Below are 17,439 nucleotides of genomic sequence, written 5' to 3'. Positions count from 1 at the left end.
ATTTGTTATTTAATCCGTATTTTTGTCAATTACCTTTCCGCACCTTAATTTGAACTTCTTCACAATAACTCTCTTTATAAAATTCAACTTTATTCATCCCCTGCTATACTTTAATTATATTTAAGTATTGTTTGCTATAAGTCACTAATAAGATTTAAAAACTTATTTAACATGGAGGTTTCAATGAAAATATTTTTTAAAATACTATTGATGGTTTTATTTCTTACTGCCTGTTCTTCATATACAAAAATTGATAGCAACAAAAGTGGAGATATCATTAAGGTTAAATCAGCACTTATTGAAAATGATAATTTATATATCCTTAGTGATTCTACTAATTATCATTTTAAAGGTGAGGCTATTACTGCATTGAAAAAATTTGCCACATCTAAATATAATCAAAAAGTGATTTATTTTAGCGCTAGCCTAGGAATAACAGGGAGTATTGTTAACGGTAGCTATATGATTTATTTAGATCCTAAAGATTTCACTATAGATGAACTCGATGAACTTGCCAGTATTTATCATTTTTATAGCAGCAACTATCAGTCTAATAGTGATGAGGAAATGATTAAAAATCAGATACCTAATTATCAAAATAGATTTTTTATTATTGGCAAATTTTATGCTAATGGAGAGATGGTTAATTTATCTAATAAAGATGAATTATTAGATAAATACTCTTTACCTAAGCCTATTTTTGTTAACGTTAATTATTATTCCAAACATTTAAAGCCATCAGATACATTGAAAACAATTGCAGTAATGCCATTTCAAGCGATAAGTCTTATTTTAGTAGCACCACTTTATATTATTCTGCTTAGTGCCCCCTGAACTTCAAGTTATTATCGTTAGGTTCATTTATAAGTATTTTTATTTAAGGCTCCACCTATTGACCAGTTAAAAAAGTGTCCATTGGTGTGTTGAAAGCTTATAAGGCAGGTAAAGAATATAAAGTGTATTGCGTAGGCACAACCTGGTACTAACAGATAATTAATCGATGTTATTTTTCTATATCTATGCTCAAAGCATAGATACCAATAAATATGAGATAGCTATGAAAAAGAAAATGATTATAGGCTATATGACGTTAATTAGTTTTGGTGCCTGTGCAGAAAACGCTATTTATAACGAGCCAGCTCCATTGGGATTAACATGGGGAATGTCATTTAATGATTTTCAGAAGACAACAAATTTTGTAATAAAACCTATCGATAAATATCCCTCAACCTGTCCAATGACAGCAATAACCTTTGATGAAATTATTGATGGAAAAAAAGAAGGAAATTATAAGGTTTATTTTTATAAAAAATTCAAAGAATTAAAGTTCACAGGATTGTATGGCGTTGTCTACTCCTATGAAACAAATGATTTAAATAAATTCAAAGTTAAAGATAATAATATTATCAAAAGTCTTGATTCTCAATATAGCCAATATAAAAAAGTAGTTACTACCAGCGATGGTGGATTTCTTACTTATGATGCAAATAATATTCAACGTTCTTATTTTAGTTCTAGAGATATCATAAACCAAGATCAGAAAATTCAATACAAGAAAAATGAGGAAGGAAATTATGATATTTCCGTGAGTTACTTCTTTTATCCTGAAATATACATTGACGATTTATCAAGAAATATCAAAGAGATCAGAAAACAATGTAATGCATCATTAGAAACTGATTAAAGCTAAAACTTTAAAAATCGAATGATAAAGGATTGTGCTTACTCTAAGAAAAAATCTAGTATGTATTTTTTATTAAATATAAAAAATATGGCTAGTTCTTATTAAACCAGCCATATCTAATATTATTCATATTATTGCTGTTTCATAAAATAATGGGTTAAGTCACTTATTTGATAATCGCTTTTATCCGTTTTTAATACTAAGAAGAGATAAAAGAGTGAGTGGCTTTCGTATAGATGTGCAAAAACGCACATCAATAAAATGATGTGTTTATCCTTTGTGCACAAATCGGGGCACTCATCACCATAAATAACAGACAATAGTATAAGTATTCGAATGTTTAATTACATTCGAAAGCTTATATCATCCATTCAATGACGTTGAGCGAGATGCCCCATTCTGTTTTGATTAGGTGCTTCCTTTATAGCTATATAAAAGAAAAGCCACCTTTATCAAATGATAAGGTACTACACCTGCATCGACATTATTTCTTGATAAGCGGCGACCAACTTATTACGCACTTGTACGCCCATTTGTAATGAGATACTGGATTTTTGCATATCTACCATCACATCGTTTAATTCGACACCGGGTGTACCTAAGGTAAACGCTTGCACTTTGTTGGTTGCATTCACTCGAGTTTCATTAATTTTACCCACAGCTTGAACAAGCTGAGTAGCAAACCCTGCTTGTACTGGCTGGGGTTTTGCAATATTGGATGCTTGCAAAGTCTGGATTTGCATTTTATCCAGAACACTTTCAATAGCTGGAATTGACATATAAACCTCTGCGTTAATCATCTAATTCAATTACTGAATCAATGTCATAGTAAGGAAGTGAACCAACACGCTTACCGAGTTATACCCTAACACAGGGGCTTCATTCCAAAGCGAGTAATTGACGCAAAAGTTAAGGGCTAATTACGCCATTAAATGAAACGCAAAAGGCCAATAATGAGACACCTGAGAGTAGGTTTATTTATTTGCGTAAGGGGAGTCTGTTTTGTTACGCCACGCTTTTAGTATTCATCCCGAACTACAAGGCAAGGATTGTCTATGAATGCCGAAAAAACCGACGTTGTGAACCAGAAAAAAGGTTTTAACGCCATTATTAACCGGATAAAAGCCGATCCGAAAATTCCGCTAATTATTGCGGGTTCGGCGGCAATTGCCATTTTTGTTGCTGCATTTTTATGGTTACAAAGCCCTGATTATAAGGTGCTTTATAGTAATCTTAGCGATAAAGACGGTGGCGAAATTGTCACACAGTTAACACAAATGAACGTACCTTATCGCTTGTCACAAAATGGCGCAGCGATCATGGTGCCTGACAATCAGGTTCATGAATTACGCCTGAAACTCGCGCAAGCGGGACTTCCTAAAGGCGGTGCTGCCGGTTTTGAACTGTTAGATAAAGAAAAGTTCGGGATCAGCCAATTTAGTGAACAGATTAACTATCAACGTGCACTTGAAGGTGAGCTTGCTCGCACTATCGAGACATTAGGTCCTGTACAAAATGCTCGTGTTCATTTAGCACTACCAAAACCATCCCTTTTTGTTCGTGAACAGAAATCCCCTTCTGCATCCGTTACGGTGGGTCTTTTACAGGGTAGAGCGCTGGATGAAGGTCAAATTAATGCCATCGTGCATATCGTTGCAAGCAGTGTTGCAGGGATGCCTGATAGCAGTGTGACCATCGTTGACCAAAGTGGAAAATTATTGACACAACCTGATGCGTTAGGTCGTGACCTTAACTCTATTCAACTAAAATATGTTCAAGAGCTAGAAAGCCGCTACCAACAACGTATTGAAACATTACTTGGTCCAATCGTGGGTCGTGGAAATGTTCATGCTCAGGTAACTGCTCAAGTTGATTTTTCTCATACCGAAGAAACCGCTGAAGAGTACAAGCCGAATCAGCCACCTAATCAAGCAGCTGTGCGTTCAAAACAATTGAGCCAAAGTGAGCAAAATGGTGGCATGTTAGCGGGCGGTGTACCAGGAGCATTGTCTAATCAACCTGTTGCTCCACCTCAAGCGCCAATTGAAACACCAAAAGCGCAAGAAGATGAGAAAACAGATGAAGCCAATACAACGGGCACTAATCGTACATTAACGCGTAATCCAAACAGTAATAGCCGTTTAGATGAAACAACCAACTATGAAGTTGATCGCCGAATTCGTCATATAAAACGCCCTGTGGGTAATGTCGAACGTCTTTCTGTTGCTGTCATCGTGAACTATAAAACGATTGAAGATACGAAAGAAGCGGCTGAAGGCGAAGAGCCTGTTGTTGAAACTAAACAAATTCCGCTTACTGATGAACAAATTCAGCAAATTGAAGGACTTGTTCGTGAAGCGATGGGCTATTCCCAAGAACGTGGTGACTCATTAAGTGTCGTGAACTCGCAGTTCAATGATATTGAAGAGAAAGTAATTACTGTTCCTGTATGGGAAAACCCAGAAATTCTTGCGAAAGCATTAGATTTAGGTCGCTGGTTATTACTTGTCATCATCGCATGGATCTTATGGCGCAAACTGGTGAAACCACAGCTTGAAAAACGCCGTGAAGCTGAAATTGCCGCACAGAAAGCCGTGCTGAAAACGAAGCTACAAGTTAAAGATGATGTTGATGAAACAGAATTAGATGACGAAGCAAGACGTAAACAAGCACGTAAACGTGTCAGTGCCGAATTGCAAAGCCAACGTATCCGTGAAATGGCAGAGAAAGATCCTCGTGTCGTTGCAATGGTAATTCGTGAATGGATGAGTAAAGAGCAATGAGTAATAACTTAACTGGAACCGAAAAAAGCGCCGTTATGTTACTAACACTCGGTGAAGACCGGGCGGCGGAAGTATTTAAACATCTAAGTACGCGCGAAGTTCAACAGCTGAGTATTGCAATGTCATCAATGCGCCATATCTCAAATCAGCAATTGATTGATGTTATGGCAAGCTTTGAAGAAGACGCTGTTCAATATGCAGCGTTGAATGTGAATGCGAACGATTACTTGCGCTCTGTTCTGGTCAAAGCACTGGGTGAAGAACGTGCAAATAATCTGTTAGATGAGATCTCTGAAACCCGTGAAACAACAACAGGTATCGAGACGCTTAACTTTATGGAGCCACAAATGGCTGCCGATATTATCCGCGACGAACATCCGCAGATTATCGCAACCATCTTGGTTCACCTCAAACGGGGTCAAGCGGCGGATATTCTTGCCCTGTTTGATGAGAAATTACGTAATGACGTGATGTTACGTATCGCAACATTTGGTGGTGTTCAGCCGTCAGCATTAGCAGAGTTAACTGAAGTACTGAATAACCTGCTTGATGGTCAAAACCTCAAACGCAGCAAAATGGGTGGTGTTCGTACTGCTGCTGAAATTATCAACCTGATGAAAAGCCAGCAGGAAGAGAATGTTATTACTGCGGTACGCGATTACGACGGCGAATTGGCACAAAAGATTATCGACGAAATGTTCCTGTTCGAAAACCTTATCGATATCGACAACCGTTCTATCCAGCGCATTCTACAGGAAGTGGAATCCGACTCCTTGGTTGTGGCATTGAAAGGATGCGAACAAGAGCTGCGCGATCACTTCCTCAACAATATGTCGCAACGTGCTGCTGAAATCATGCGTGATGATTTGAATTCTCGCGGCCCTGTTCGTATGTCTCAAGTGGAAGCAGAGCAGAAAGCAATTCTGCTTGTGGTACGCAAATTAGCAGAGACTGGAGAGGTTGTTCTTCATGGAGGAGACGATACCTATGTCTGATAAACATACTGATACTAACTGGAAGCCTTGGGTTCCCAAAGAACTCACTGATTGGGCATTAACTGTCGAGGAAACGACAGAAGACGAAAAGGAAGTCGAAAAACAGGAAAAAGAAGTTGTTCAGCAACAGAAAGTTCTTGAGCAAATTAATATGCTTGATGACATGAAAGACAAGGCCCAGAAATTGGGCCACGCTGAAGGCTTTGAGGCAGGGAAAAACCAGGGTTATCAGGAAGGCTATCAGGCTGGATTACAATCAGGTATTGAAGAAGGTATTCGCCAAGGCATTGCTCAACAATCACCATTAATTAATGAGTGGCAAGGGTTATTAGCTGAATTTAGACATTCACTGAATGGACTAGACAGTGTGATTGCATCACGCTTAATGCAAATTGCCCTTACAGCAGCCAAAGAAGTTCTGGGTCAACCTGCTGTCTGCGATGGTTCTGCATTGCTTGCACAAATAACCTTAATGTTGCAACAAGAACAAATGTTCTCAAGCAATCCACAGTTACGAGTGAATCCAAGACATATTCCACAAATTGAAAAAGAGCTGGGTGATTCCCTTTCTGCTCATGGTTGGAAAGTGGTTGCCGATAACAGTATTCATGTGGGTGGATGCCGTGTTGTAACAAATGATGGCGATCTTGATGCCACGATTGCAACTCGTTGGCATGAGCTTTGCCGTCTTGCTGCACCGGAGGCGTTGTAATGACAGCAAGATTGGGGCGTTGGTTAGAAAAACTCAGTGAAGCAGAAGCACGTTTAAATAAAATTCCACGTGTGCGTCAATATGGCCGTTTAACCAGAGCAACAGGTTTAGTCATGGAAGCTAAGGGGCTAGTTATGCCTCTTGGCTCTACGTGTTTAATCGAACGTACCATTGGCAAAACGGTTGAAGAAGTTGAAAGTGAAGTCGTTGGGTTCAATGGTAGCCAGATGTTGTTAATGCCTTTACAGGATGTCGAGGGATTAACTCCTGGGGCTCGTGTTTATGCCCAAGCCACACCTGGAGGTGAAAATGAAGGTCGCCAATTACCACTAGGTGATGCGTTATTAGGACGTGTTTTAGATGGTTCTGGTTACCCTTTAGATGGTTTACCACCACCGGATACAGGTTATCGTGCCCCACTCATTACGCCACCGATCAACCCATTACAAAGAACACCGATTACAGATGTTCTTGATGTAGGTGTACGTGCAATTAATGCATTATTAACGGTTGGTCGCGGTCAGCGTATGGGGCTTTTTGCAGGCTCAGGTGTGGGTAAAAGTGTGCTATTAGGCATGATGGCTCGTTTTACTCAAGCGGATGTCATTGTTGTTGGCTTAATCGGTGAACGTGGTCGTGAAGTTAAAGACTTTATCGAGAATATCCTTGGTACTGAAGGCCTAGCTCGTTCTGTTGTTGTTGCCGCACCAGCTGACGTATCACCACTGCTTCGTATGCAAGGTGCTTCTTATGCCACACGTATTGCTGAAGATTTTCGCGATAGAGGTAAACATGTCCTGTTAATTATGGACTCACTTACCCGTTACAGTATGGCACAACGTGAAATTGCTCTGGCTGTTGGTGAACCACCAGCAACCAAAGGCTATCCACCTTCTGTCTTTGCTAAATTACCTGCATTGGTCGAACGTGCAGGTAATGGCGTTGATGGTGGTGGTTCTATCACGGCTTTCTATACCGTTTTAACGGAAGGTGATGACCAGCAAGATCCAATTGCAGACTCAGCGCGCGCCATTTTAGATGGCCATATCGTGCTTTCTCGCTCACTTGCTGAATCAGGGCACTACCCTGCTATTGATATTGAAGCATCTATTAGCCGAGCAATGACATCGTTAATTGATAAGACACATTACCGTCGTGTACAGGTGTTTAAACAGCTCTTATCAAGTTATCAACGTAACCGAGACTTAATTAATGTGGGCGCTTATGCCGCGGGTAGTGATCCAATGCTGGATAAAGCAATTGCTCTTTATCCGTCTCTCGCGAAGTTCTTACAACAAGATATCCAAGAGCAATGCAGTTATCAAAGTGCATGTGAGCAACTTAATCAACTGATCACAGTAAACTAATTCTGAACATAATCAGAGAAAGTAAAGAGGGTTCCAATGCGGGAGCAGTCACCTTTAGTGACACTGAGAGAACTGGCACAGACAGCGGCTGAACAAGCCGCTATTCAACTGGCTCAGGTCCGGCAGAGTCATCAACAAATGGAACAGCAACTCAATATGTTGATTGGGTATCAGGATGAATACCGTGTACGTCTAAACGAAACGTTGAATTTAGGGGGGATGTCGTCAGCATCGTGGCAAAACTACCAACAATTTCTCAAAACGCTCGAATTGACTATCGAACAACATAAACAACAACTTCAACATTGGCAGGCGCAACTCGATCTTGCAACTGAACAATGGCGAGAAAAACAGCAACGACTCAATGCATTTGAGACTTTGGAGCAACGTGCCGAAGATAGCCGTAAGCGACATCTCGATCGTATTGAACAGAAACAAATGGACGAGTACGCACAGCGTAGTACTTTACGGAGAACAACTTGATGGAGATAACGCTTCTGACCATGGATGTCGCTGCAGCCTCTCCGGGAACGACATCCGCTTCAAATAGTCAGCCCGGTGATAATGCCCCGACTTTCGCTCAGCTTTTGGGTTCTCAACCCCAAAATGCACAGAGTGATAAAAAGACAGCCAATATCACAAACCATTCAACAAAAGAGAATAAAGCACATTCACACTCTGATGAAGACAAAATAAAAGAAGACGGTAGTCATCTTGCGTCTGTCACCACAGAACCCAATGTGATAGAAGAGCCATCTCTTGAGAAATCTCAATTGACTCTTACTTTGCCTGATAATGAACAATTTGCAGCGATTGTTGAAAATAGAACCGCCTCATCATTAATATCAGCTGAAGAACTTGCCGCAGAGCTTCCTGTTCAGTTAGCAGGACTACCGGGATTAAAACGACTTACCCTTCCCTCAGAACAACTGACTCAAGCATTACAACAGCCTCAATCAGTTAAACGTGGTGAAGGTTTAGCCTCATTAGCACGCTCTATTTCAAAAGATAGCGATATGTCGGACTTCAACCTTACCGACAAGCTCAATCTATCGAAATCAGATGAAAAGTCACTGCTAACCCAGCTACGCCCAGAGACAGCGACATTAGCAACACAAAGTACACTTGTTGGTGCTAATCAAGCAGAAAAACCTTCTGCGAAAAAAGTCGATAGCATCGCAACACTTTTAACGCCAACAGCAGAAAAAGTGAATGCATTGCTAAACGGCGATAAACAAGCTGTAAATGCAAAATTAGCAGACAATGTTGCGCAGCAAATGGCGGCAGGTAACCGTGTTGCAGAAAGCGACCTTCACAACACACTCACTAACTCACCTTCTTTTGCTTCACAAGGCATTACGGGCCATGCTCACTCATCAACACAACCACAAATGCAATTTTCACCAATGGCAACACAGGTTTTAAATGCACAAGTGGGCACCCCTGAGTGGCAACAACAACTTAACCAGCAAATTGTCATGTTTAGTCGTAATGGTTTACAGAAAGCTGAGTTACGTTTACACCCTGAAGAGCTAGGTTCATTGCATATCCGCATGAAAATAGAAGATGGGCAAGCACAGTTACACCTTGCGTCACAAAGTGGTCAAGTTCGTTCTGTATTAGAAAATGCCATGCATCAATTGCGTCAAGCCCTCTCTGAAAATGGGATCCAGCTCACGCAAAGTCAGGTGTCTAGCGACACTAATGACAGTTGGCAACAACAAAATATGTCAGATTCCTCTCAATTTAGTGGAGATGGTGCCGATAATCATCAAGGAAGAGAGGGTAATTCAATGCAATTAGCCTCTGAACCGGCACTACAAAAGATAACCCTTACGCCTCAAGAATTAGCATCTGCTCGTGGTGGTGTTGATATTTTTGCCTAATACAAATGTATTGGGAGGACACACTATGTCAATAAACGTAAGAGTTAATGGTTTTTTCCCTATCTGTTTCTGCCATTAAAAAACAGAAATAGCGGGATAATTAAGGTTGATTTAGATGGATATGGAAGTCCACAACAGTGAACACGTATCCACTACAAAACAGGAATTTAACTGTCCATGTCTAATTACAGCAATGAACGTAAAAGCTATAGCTTAATTCTGATCATCGTATTATTGGTGATCGCCATTATTGCAGCGGCATTCGGTGGATATAGTTGGTGGGCATTGAAGCATGCTAAATCAGGTTCAGCGGGCACTAGTCAGCAAAAAGTTATACCAGCACCCGTTTTTATGTCATTAGAGCCCTTTACGGTAAATCTAATTGATGACGAAGAACACTTAGACAGAGTGCTCTACATAGGGATCACACTAAGATTGCATAATGAAGACACTCGTAAGCGTCTACATGATTATTTACCTGAAGTTCGTAGCCGCTTGTTATTACTGCTTTCTCGTCAACAAGCTAACAAGCTTGCGACAGACAATGGAAAACTCCAGCTAATGACGGATGTAAAAGAAACGCTGAGACCGACTCTCGTACCGGGAGAATCTGAACAGATCCTCTCCGATGTACTGTTTACCACGTTTATTCTGCGATAATCATTATGAGCGATAATATCCTTTCACAGGCAGAGATTGATGCTCTGCTGAATGATGACACATCAGGTGACGACGCCAAAAGCGCGAACAGGGAACCTGCGATAGCGAAGGATCCGAATGAACCGGATATTCAGCCTTATGACCCCAACACGCAACGTCGTGTGGTTCGGGAACGTTTACAGTCGTTAGAAATCATTAACGAACGCTTTGCGCGTCAATTCCGCATGGGGCTGTTTAACATGCTCCGTCGGAGCCCTGATATTACTGTTGGTGGCGTTAAAATCCACCCTTATCACGACTTTGCTCGTAATTTACCTGTACCAACGAATCTTAACTTGGTGCATTTAAAACCATTACGAGGAACCGCGTTATTTACCTTTGAACCGAATCTGGTTTATATCGCGGTAGATAACCTGTTTGGTGGTGATGGCCGTTTTCCAATCCCTGTGGAAGGACGTGAATTTACCAACACAGAGCAACGGATCATCAACAAAATGTTGAAATTGGCACTTGATGCCTACCGTGATGCTTGGGATTCCATTTTCAAAATTCAAGTTGAATATGTTCGTTCTGAGATGCAGGTAAAATTTACCAATATCACCTCATCACCGAATGACATTGTTGTTACGACACCTTTTCAGGTAGAGATCGGTTCGATGGTCGGGGAATTTAGCATTTGTATTCCATTTGCCATGATTGAACCGTTACGTGAACGACTGATCAACCCACCAATTGAAAATGTTCGTCAAGAAGATGGGGTTTGGTTAGATAGTTTAGTCAACCAGGTTCAGCATTCAGAACTTGAACTGGTCGCAAACTTTACTGACATCCCACTGCGTTTATCAAAAGTGCTGACACTTAAAGAAGGGGATGTTATCCCTATTGATAAACCAGAAAGATTGATTGCACATGTTGATGGTGTGCCCGTATTAACAAGCCAATACGGTACAGTAAATGGGCAATATGCCCTTCGTGTTGAACACCTAATTAACCCTGTTTTAAACGCTCTGGATGAGGAACAAACCAATGAGTGATGCAAATCGCCCAACTGATAATTCACAATCGGCTGAGGATATGTGGGCTGATGCAATGGAACAGCAAACTGGGAAAAGCCAGGATAATAGTTCCGATTTATTTGAACATCTTTTACCTGAAGACGATACGCTTAATCATCTATCCGATATTAATTTGATCATGGATATTCCTGTCAAATTAACGGTAGAGTTAGGCCGCACCAAAATGACCATTAAAAAATTACTCAGCCTGTCTCAAGGTTCTGTCGTTTCACTGGATGGTTTAGCTGGTGAGCCCCTTGATATTCTTATCAATGGCTATTTAATTGCTCAAGGCGAAGTTGTTGTTGTTTCTGATAAATACGGTATTCGTATTACCGATATTATTACGCCATCAGAACGTATGCGTCGTCTGAGCCGTTAATTTATGGAACAGCTTCCTTCCTTTTCCAGCCAAGGTGCGGTAAATACTACCGCGCCCGCTACAACACAAACAGTTCAAACGCCTACACAACCATTGCCTGTAGGTCAAAGCCTTGCTCAAGTTAGCACGGCGCTTGCGGGCATTATCGTTCTTATTATTGTTGCTATGTGGTTATTTCGCCGTTTTGGCTTTACCCGTGGTTCATTTAAAGGAACAACGGCACAACTGAGCGTCAAAGCAAGTTGTTCATTAGGTGCAAAAGAACGTGTAGTTGTTGTTGAAATTGAACAGGAATGGCTTGTATTAGGGGTAACATCATCGCAAATAAATCTATTGCATAAGTTACCTATCCCTGAAAAAGCCTCGCAGGAAGCGACAACATCATCTACATCGCCATTGTTTACTCAAATATTACAAAAAACGCTAAAGCGAGATAAAGGCAACTCATAATGCATCAGTGTGTCACTTTTTTTAACGCATTAACACGTTGGCGTCTCTTCGCTAGTGTACTGGTTTTAGTCTTGTTCCCAACCAGTGCGTTTGCTCAGTTTCCGAGTGTTATTACACAATCATTACCGGGAGGTGGTCAAAGTTGGTCACTGCCAGTACAAACCTTAATCTTCATTACAGCATTAGGCTTTATTCCTGCTGTTTTGCTGATGATGACCAGTTTTACACGGATTATCATCGTACTAGGATTATTACGTAATGCATTAGGAACACCATCAGCACCACCGAACCAAGTTGTTCTTGGTCTAGCGTTGTTTATGACCTTTTTCATTATGGCACCGGTTTTTGATAGAATTTATCAAGATGCCTATATGCCTTTTAGTGAAGATAAAATCTCCTTTGAACAAGCGTTAGACAATGGTTCAAAACCCCTGCGTGAATTTATGATGCAACAAACGCGCGAAACAGATTTAGCTCTATTTGCACGCCTTGCAGATGCCCCAGCATTTGAAACACGCGAAAGTGTACCTATGCGTATTCTAGTTCCTGCCTATATCACCAGTGAGCTAAAAACCGCATTTCAAATTGGTTTTATGATTTTCATTCCTTTTCTTATCATCGACTTAGTCGTTGCTAGTGTATTAATGGCGCTCGGTATGATGATGGTGCCCCCTGCAACAGTCTCATTGCCTTTTAAACTTATGCTTTTTGTTTTAGTTGATGGTTGGCAATTAATACTGGGCTCACTTGCACAAAGCTTTTTTAATTAGCGCTGAGGTAATCCATGACACCAGAATCCGTCTTAGCACTGGGCACAGAAGCGATGAAAATCGCTTTATCACTCGCAGGCCCTCTTTTATTGTCAGCGCTTGTGACCGGTCTTGTGATCAGTATGCTTCAAGCAGCAACACAGATAAACGAAATGACATTATCGTTTATTCCTAAAATTCTTGCGGTATTAGCGGCTATTTTAGTGGCTGGCCCGTGGATGTTAAGTTTGCTTATCGATTATATGCATAACTTATTTACAGGCATTCCAGGGATGATTGGTTAATAGCAATGATAACACTGACCAGTGAAATGCTTAACGGCTACATTAGTGATTTTTTCTGGCCATTTGTGCGTATTCTTGCACTGTTTAGTACTGCACCGCTATTTAGTGAAAAACAGACACCAAAGAAATTCCGTATTACGCTCGCCTTTTTGATAACCGCATTAGTCGCACCTGGTTTACCACAAAGTAATGTGCCTCTATTCTCGATTATTGCCTTTTGGGTATTATTACAACAAATTTTGATTGGCACGATTTTAGGGTTATCAATGCAATTAGCCTTTGCGTCTGTTCGTCATGCTGGTGAAGTGATTGGTTTACAGATGGGGCTTTCATTCGCCACCTTCGTCGATCCATCTGGTGGCCCTAACATGCCTATTTTGGCACGTATTTTTAATATGTTAACGATATTGCTATTTTTAGTCTTTGATGGGCATTTATGGTTAATATCAATATTAGTTGATACATTCTATGTGGTTCCTATTGGAAATCAAACTTTTAACTCTTCAGCCATTCTCACTTTAGTTCAAAGTGGTGGTACAATCTTTATTAACGGTATGATGCTAGCCATGCCATTAATCACCCTACTTTTAGTGCTCAACCTTTCATTAGGTATTCTAAACCGTATGACACCACAGCTTTCTGTCTTTGTGGTGGGTTTCCCTCTTACGCTGACTATTGGTATGTTAGCATTATCAATGATTATGCCTGCATTGCCTGTATTTACAGAGCGCGTCTTTAGCGATACGTTTAATCGCATCACTTTGATATTACATCAGCTGGTTTCTTGAGATTTAAATCGACTTATTTTTAATCGCAGTCCTCAAATTAAAATTTATCTGCTTTTTTGTAGTTAATATTGTTTGTTTATTCCACAATCAATGTATATCAATTGCTATACAAGGAGGCGTGATATGAAAGCTGACGTACAACTCAATATTCGCGCTAAAGAATCACAACGCGCACTTATTTGATACTGCTGCTGAAATTCTCCATAAATCTCGTACTGACTTTATTCTTGAGACAGCATGCCAAGCTGCTGAAGACGTCATTTTAGACCGTAGAACCTTTAATTTAAATGATGCTCAATATGCGGAATTTATAGAAATTATTGATGCGCCGGTTGATATTGACCCTGCTCTTGAAAAGTTATTAATAAGAAAACCATTATGGGAAAAGTAACAGCACCTGAGCCGTTATCAAATTCACATGAAGTGGTTGATTTTTATAGTAGTGAAAATGTATTAGATTACTGGATAAAACAAAGAGGTTTAAAAAACCAATTTTTAGGTGCATCACGTACATTTGTGGTCTGTGAAAAAATAAAAAACGTATTGTTGGATACTATTCTTTAGCAACAGGTAGTGTTAACCATACTGAAGCAATTAGTCATATTCGCCACAATATGCCAGACCCAATACCCGTGATCATTTTAGCTAGACTTGCTGTTGATAAAACTTTTCATGGAAAAGATCTTGGTGCCGATTTGTTAAGAGATGCTGTTTTGCGTTGTCATCATGTAGCTGAAAACATTGGTGTTAGAGCGATTATGGTTCATGCTTTAACTGAAAACGCAAAACATTTTTACCTTCATCATGGTTTCAAAGCTTCTTCGACTCAAGATAAAATCTTATTCTTAGCATTAAAAAAGAAAATATAGTTTATTGCTTTTAATAAATAAAAAAATCCCCTGATAAATAAATACCAGGGGTGATATCAAAATGTCTTAAAACAAAACTAAAATAATTAGCGATACATCTTGAACATCGACATGTCTTTCATGTCGTTAAAGACTTTATAAGAAGCCTGTAATACAGACTCTTCTTGGTAATAATCAGAAATTGCTTGAGTCCAGTCTAAATCGCGTAATTCGCTTAAACGTTTTGCATTTCTTAACGATGTATCCGCACCTAAATCATCTAGATTATCAATTTCTTGAAGTTGTAAACCTAATTTTGCTTCTACACTTGAAATATTATTTAAGGTTGCACGGTTAACGCGGTTCGCTGCATCAATTTTTTCTAATGCTGCATCACGATCAGCTTGTGGTTTACCTGTTAACGGTTCACGTAATGCAGTAATAGCACCATCTAATGCTTCAAAAATATCAGGCGCTGTTCCTTTACTCCCTGAAGATTGTAATGTTTCAATCCCAGTGAAGTTAGTGACCATTTCAATATTACTATCTACTTTTTGGGTAATTTGCTTATCACCACCTTGATAGGTGATTTTGCCTGTTGCATCAGCGACAAAAGGTGGTTTATCTGATTGGAAACCTGCAAAGATATAACGGCCAACACCATCTTTTGTATTGCCAATACCCACTAATTGATCTTTTAAACCTTGTAATTGATCAGCCAAAGATGAACGGTCTTCATCGCTTAATGTTGCATCATTACCCGCGGCAACCAGAGTCTCTTGGATCTTCGTTGTGATATTAACCATTTGACTGGCTAAGCTCATTTGCAAAGACATGCTGTTTTTTGCAAATCCACGAGCAGTCGCATACTGTTGGTTACGAGATTCAGATTGTTTCACCATAACCGCTTGGGAAGCTGCCATTGGATCATCTGATGGTTTTTCAACACGACGACCGCTGGAGATTTTATTGCCTTCCGTCATCCATTTACTTTGTGAACTGGTAATATTGTCCACTCGCTGGCTAAAAATTTGATTTGAACTTAAACGCACAGTGATATTCCTTATTCTGATGAAGGGTTACTTAGAAAACTTGCATAATCGCATCAAACATACTGTTTGCAGTTTGAATAACTTTTGCATTTGCCATGTAGTATTCTTGAATGCGATACATCTCACCGTACTCTTCATCCAAGTTCACACCAGAAACAGACTGTTGTTGTTCTATAATACTTTTAGTGATAGAAACCTGAGCATCGAAGTCAACTTGTGCCGTATTCACTTTGTTACCGACCATACTGATCAGTGAACCATAGCCACCAGCAATTGTTGTTTTGCCATCAATAACTTTTTCATCAGGTAACTCAAACAGTTTTTTCATGTTTTCGTTATCACTTGGTGCAGTTTCACCATCTGCATTTAACGAACCTGCAGCAGCAATTTTACTTGGATCAGTTACCGCAACTTTCATATCTGCAATCACATTACCTACAGATTGAACAATAATAGAATCGTCTTTTTGTGCTGTACCATTGATTTTGATACTCATGCCTTCGAATTCTAATTCGCCCGTTGCGCTTACTTTAGCATCAACTTTACGACCGCCCGGCTCTACCGTAACATCCCACTTACTACCGTCATATTTAACAGTATAATCAGCCGCTTTCACTGCTTTGGTATCGGTATATTCCACATTAAAGGAGGCATCACCTTTGTTCTTACCATTAGGCATAACATGAGCGCCACCAAGGTCGAAGAATTTCTCACCTTTTTTACCTTCTAAATCAAAACCTTGTTCGTGTTGTTTATTAAATTGATCACCCAACACTAATGCTAATTGATTTAATTGGTTACGGCTTGGATCTAACACTTCTTCACGGCTACGATATGCACCGCCAAGTTCACCACCTTTAATACGTTTTGCATCCACTTCACGAACTTCATCAATGCCATTGCTATAACCAATAACAAGGCGTTCGCTATTTTTACTTGATGGGATAGCAGATACTTCATAAGAGCGAGTACCAGATACTAATGGCAAACCATTAGCAAATGTGACGTTAACAAAACCACCATCCTGTTGAGTTACTTGAACATCAACCAGTGTATTTAGCTCTTGAATTAAACGATCACGTTGGTCTAATAAGTCGTTAGGATCAGCGCCATTGAAGCCTTTAGAACGACTAATTTCGTTATTTAGTTTTGCGATCTGTTTTGTATATTCATTGATATTTTTAGAGGTGTTTGTCACCTGACTATTAATATCTTTTTCTAGATCACGCAATGATTGGTCTGCTTTAGCAAACATATTCACCATTGCTTCCGCTTTACCAATTACCGTTGTACGCGCAGGGTTGTCTTCTGCGTTATTGGTTACGTTTGGTAAGCTGGTAAAAAATTCGTCAATCGCACTCGAAACATCATTCCCTTTATCTGCTAACAAATCATTAATTTGTGAGATATTTTGGGTATAACTATTAAGTGCGCTTTGTTTTGACATTGCACGGTTCATTTGACCGGCAAGGAATTCGTTATACTCACGATGAATACGGCTAACATTAACACCATTACCGATATAACCATTACCGGTCATTGTGCCGCTGTTTTCATTAAAAACAGTCATTTGACGGTTGTACCATTTTACATTTTGGTTAGCGATGTTATTACTCACAGTGCTCATCGCAGCTTGTGCCGCATTAAGTCCGCTCATCGCTGTATTAATTAAACTGTTGGACATTTGTCTATCCTTTTACGTTTAGTCATCACCCGTATGCAC

Annotated in this window: 18 protein-coding genes and 2 pseudogenes; 17 read left to right on the top strand and 3 right to left on the bottom strand. The window is 39.9% G+C overall.

Features of this window, described 5'->3' with window-relative positions:
* Positions 1-183 precede the first annotated feature (183 nt).
* Together GWI68_RS06075 and GWI68_RS06070 are read left to right on the top strand one after the other, a co-directional pair.
* Positions 184-834 carry a hypothetical protein gene (locus GWI68_RS06075; protein ID WP_166539694.1) on the top strand — a complete coding sequence of 217 codons (651 nt, stop codon included), beginning with the start codon at positions 184-186 and terminating at the stop codon, positions 832-834.
* A gap of 223 nt (positions 835-1,057) precedes the next feature.
* Positions 1,058-1,684 (top strand): hypothetical protein, encoded by a 627-nt coding sequence (locus GWI68_RS06070; protein WP_166539693.1) that lies wholly within the window; start codon positions 1,058-1,060, stop codon positions 1,682-1,684.
* 467 nt (positions 1,685-2,151) lie between these two features.
* Here the strand turns inward: GWI68_RS06070 and fliE are convergent, their stop codons facing one another.
* On the bottom strand, positions 2,152-2,463 hold the full coding sequence (gene fliE, locus GWI68_RS06065; RefSeq protein WP_004248328.1) for a flagellar hook-basal body complex protein FliE: 312 nt from the start codon (positions 2,461-2,463) through the stop codon (positions 2,152-2,154).
* Positions 2,464-2,739: 276 nt separating this feature from the next.
* Between fliE and fliF the strand changes: the two genes are divergently transcribed.
* The 15 genes and pseudogenes from fliF (at position 2,740) to GWI68_RS05990 (ending at position 14,685) form a co-directional block, all read left to right on the top strand.
* Positions 2,740-4,467, top strand: coding sequence for a flagellar basal-body MS-ring/collar protein FliF (gene fliF, locus GWI68_RS06060; protein ID WP_166539692.1), 1,728 nt, complete (start codon positions 2,740-2,742; stop codon positions 4,465-4,467).
* On the top strand, positions 4,464-5,462 hold the full coding sequence (gene fliG, locus GWI68_RS06055) for a flagellar motor switch protein FliG (protein ID WP_109407804.1): 999 nt from the start codon (positions 4,464-4,466) through the stop codon (positions 5,460-5,462). Before fliF ends, fliG begins: the two co-directional genes overlap by 4 nt.
* Positions 5,455-6,174, top strand: a complete 720-nt coding sequence (gene fliH, locus GWI68_RS06050) for a flagellar assembly protein FliH (protein ID WP_109407805.1) — start codon at positions 5,455-5,457, stop codon at positions 6,172-6,174. The genes fliG and fliH overlap by 8 nt, the downstream gene beginning before the upstream one ends.
* Complete coding sequence (gene fliI, locus GWI68_RS06045) at positions 6,174-7,541, top strand: flagellar protein export ATPase FliI (protein ID WP_166539691.1); 1,368 nt, start codon at positions 6,174-6,176, stop codon at positions 7,539-7,541. The genes fliH and fliI overlap by 1 nt, the downstream gene beginning before the upstream one ends.
* Positions 7,542-7,577: 36 nt before the next feature.
* The gene (gene fliJ, locus GWI68_RS06040; protein WP_006533149.1) at positions 7,578-8,024 is read left to right on the top strand and encodes a flagellar export protein FliJ; all 447 of its coding nucleotides are present in this window, start codon (positions 7,578-7,580) and stop codon (positions 8,022-8,024) included.
* Positions 8,024-9,427 carry a flagellar hook-length control protein FliK gene (locus GWI68_RS06035; RefSeq protein ID WP_166539690.1) on the top strand — a complete coding sequence of 468 codons (1,404 nt, stop codon included), beginning with the start codon at positions 8,024-8,026 and terminating at the stop codon, positions 9,425-9,427. The genes fliJ and GWI68_RS06035 overlap by 1 nt, the downstream gene beginning before the upstream one ends.
* Before the next feature lie 177 nt (positions 9,428-9,604).
* A complete protein-coding gene (gene fliL / locus GWI68_RS06030) occupies positions 9,605-10,087 on the top strand; it encodes a flagellar basal body-associated protein FliL (protein ID WP_006533151.1) in 483 nt (160 codons plus the stop codon).
* Positions 10,088-10,092: 5 nt separating this feature from the next.
* Positions 10,093-11,121, top strand: a complete 1,029-nt coding sequence (fliM, locus tag GWI68_RS06025) for a flagellar motor switch protein FliM (protein ID WP_088495228.1) — start codon at positions 10,093-10,095, stop codon at positions 11,119-11,121.
* A complete protein-coding gene (gene fliN, locus GWI68_RS06020) occupies positions 11,114-11,524 on the top strand; it encodes a flagellar motor switch protein FliN (RefSeq protein WP_006533153.1) in 411 nt (136 codons plus the stop codon). Before fliM ends, fliN begins: the two co-directional genes overlap by 8 nt.
* Positions 11,525-11,527: 3 nt before the next feature.
* Positions 11,528-11,974, top strand: coding sequence for a flagellar biosynthetic protein FliO (gene fliO / locus GWI68_RS06015; protein ID WP_109407808.1), 447 nt, complete (start codon positions 11,528-11,530; stop codon positions 11,972-11,974).
* Positions 11,974-12,744, top strand: coding sequence for a flagellar type III secretion system pore protein FliP (fliP, locus tag GWI68_RS06010; protein WP_072068515.1), 771 nt, complete (start codon positions 11,974-11,976; stop codon positions 12,742-12,744). Before fliO ends, fliP begins: the two co-directional genes overlap by 1 nt.
* 14 nt (positions 12,745-12,758) lie before the next feature.
* Positions 12,759-13,028, top strand: coding sequence for a flagellar biosynthesis protein FliQ (gene fliQ, locus GWI68_RS06005; RefSeq protein ID WP_072068516.1), 270 nt, complete (start codon positions 12,759-12,761; stop codon positions 13,026-13,028).
* 5 nt (positions 13,029-13,033) lie between these two features.
* A complete protein-coding gene (gene fliR, locus GWI68_RS06000) occupies positions 13,034-13,816 on the top strand; it encodes a flagellar biosynthetic protein FliR (protein WP_109407809.1) in 783 nt (260 codons plus the stop codon).
* 123 nt (positions 13,817-13,939) lie between these two features.
* Positions 13,940-14,207, top strand: a pseudogene (locus GWI68_RS05995) (DUF1778 domain-containing protein).
* Positions 14,195-14,685 (top strand): annotated as a pseudogene (locus tag GWI68_RS05990) (GNAT family N-acetyltransferase). The pseudogenes GWI68_RS05995 and GWI68_RS05990 overlap by 13 nt, the downstream one beginning before the upstream one ends.
* Positions 14,686-14,771: 86 nt before the next feature.
* Here the strand turns inward: GWI68_RS05990 and flgL are convergent.
* Together flgL and flgK are read right to left on the bottom strand one after the other, a co-directional pair.
* Positions 14,772-15,716, bottom strand: a complete 945-nt coding sequence (flgL, locus tag GWI68_RS05985; RefSeq protein ID WP_166539689.1) for a flagellar hook-associated protein FlgL — start codon at positions 15,714-15,716, stop codon at positions 14,772-14,774.
* A 31-nt stretch (positions 15,717-15,747) separates the two neighbouring features.
* A complete protein-coding gene (gene flgK / locus GWI68_RS05980; RefSeq protein ID WP_166539688.1) occupies positions 15,748-17,400 on the bottom strand; it encodes a flagellar hook-associated protein FlgK in 1,653 nt (550 codons plus the stop codon).
* Positions 17,401-17,439 lie beyond the last annotated feature (39 nt).

It is taken from the genome of Proteus sp. G2669 (assembly GCF_009915245.1).
Classification (GTDB): domain Bacteria; phylum Pseudomonadota; class Gammaproteobacteria; order Enterobacterales; family Enterobacteriaceae; genus Proteus.
This window is presented reverse-complemented; position numbering and strand designations above follow the sequence as displayed.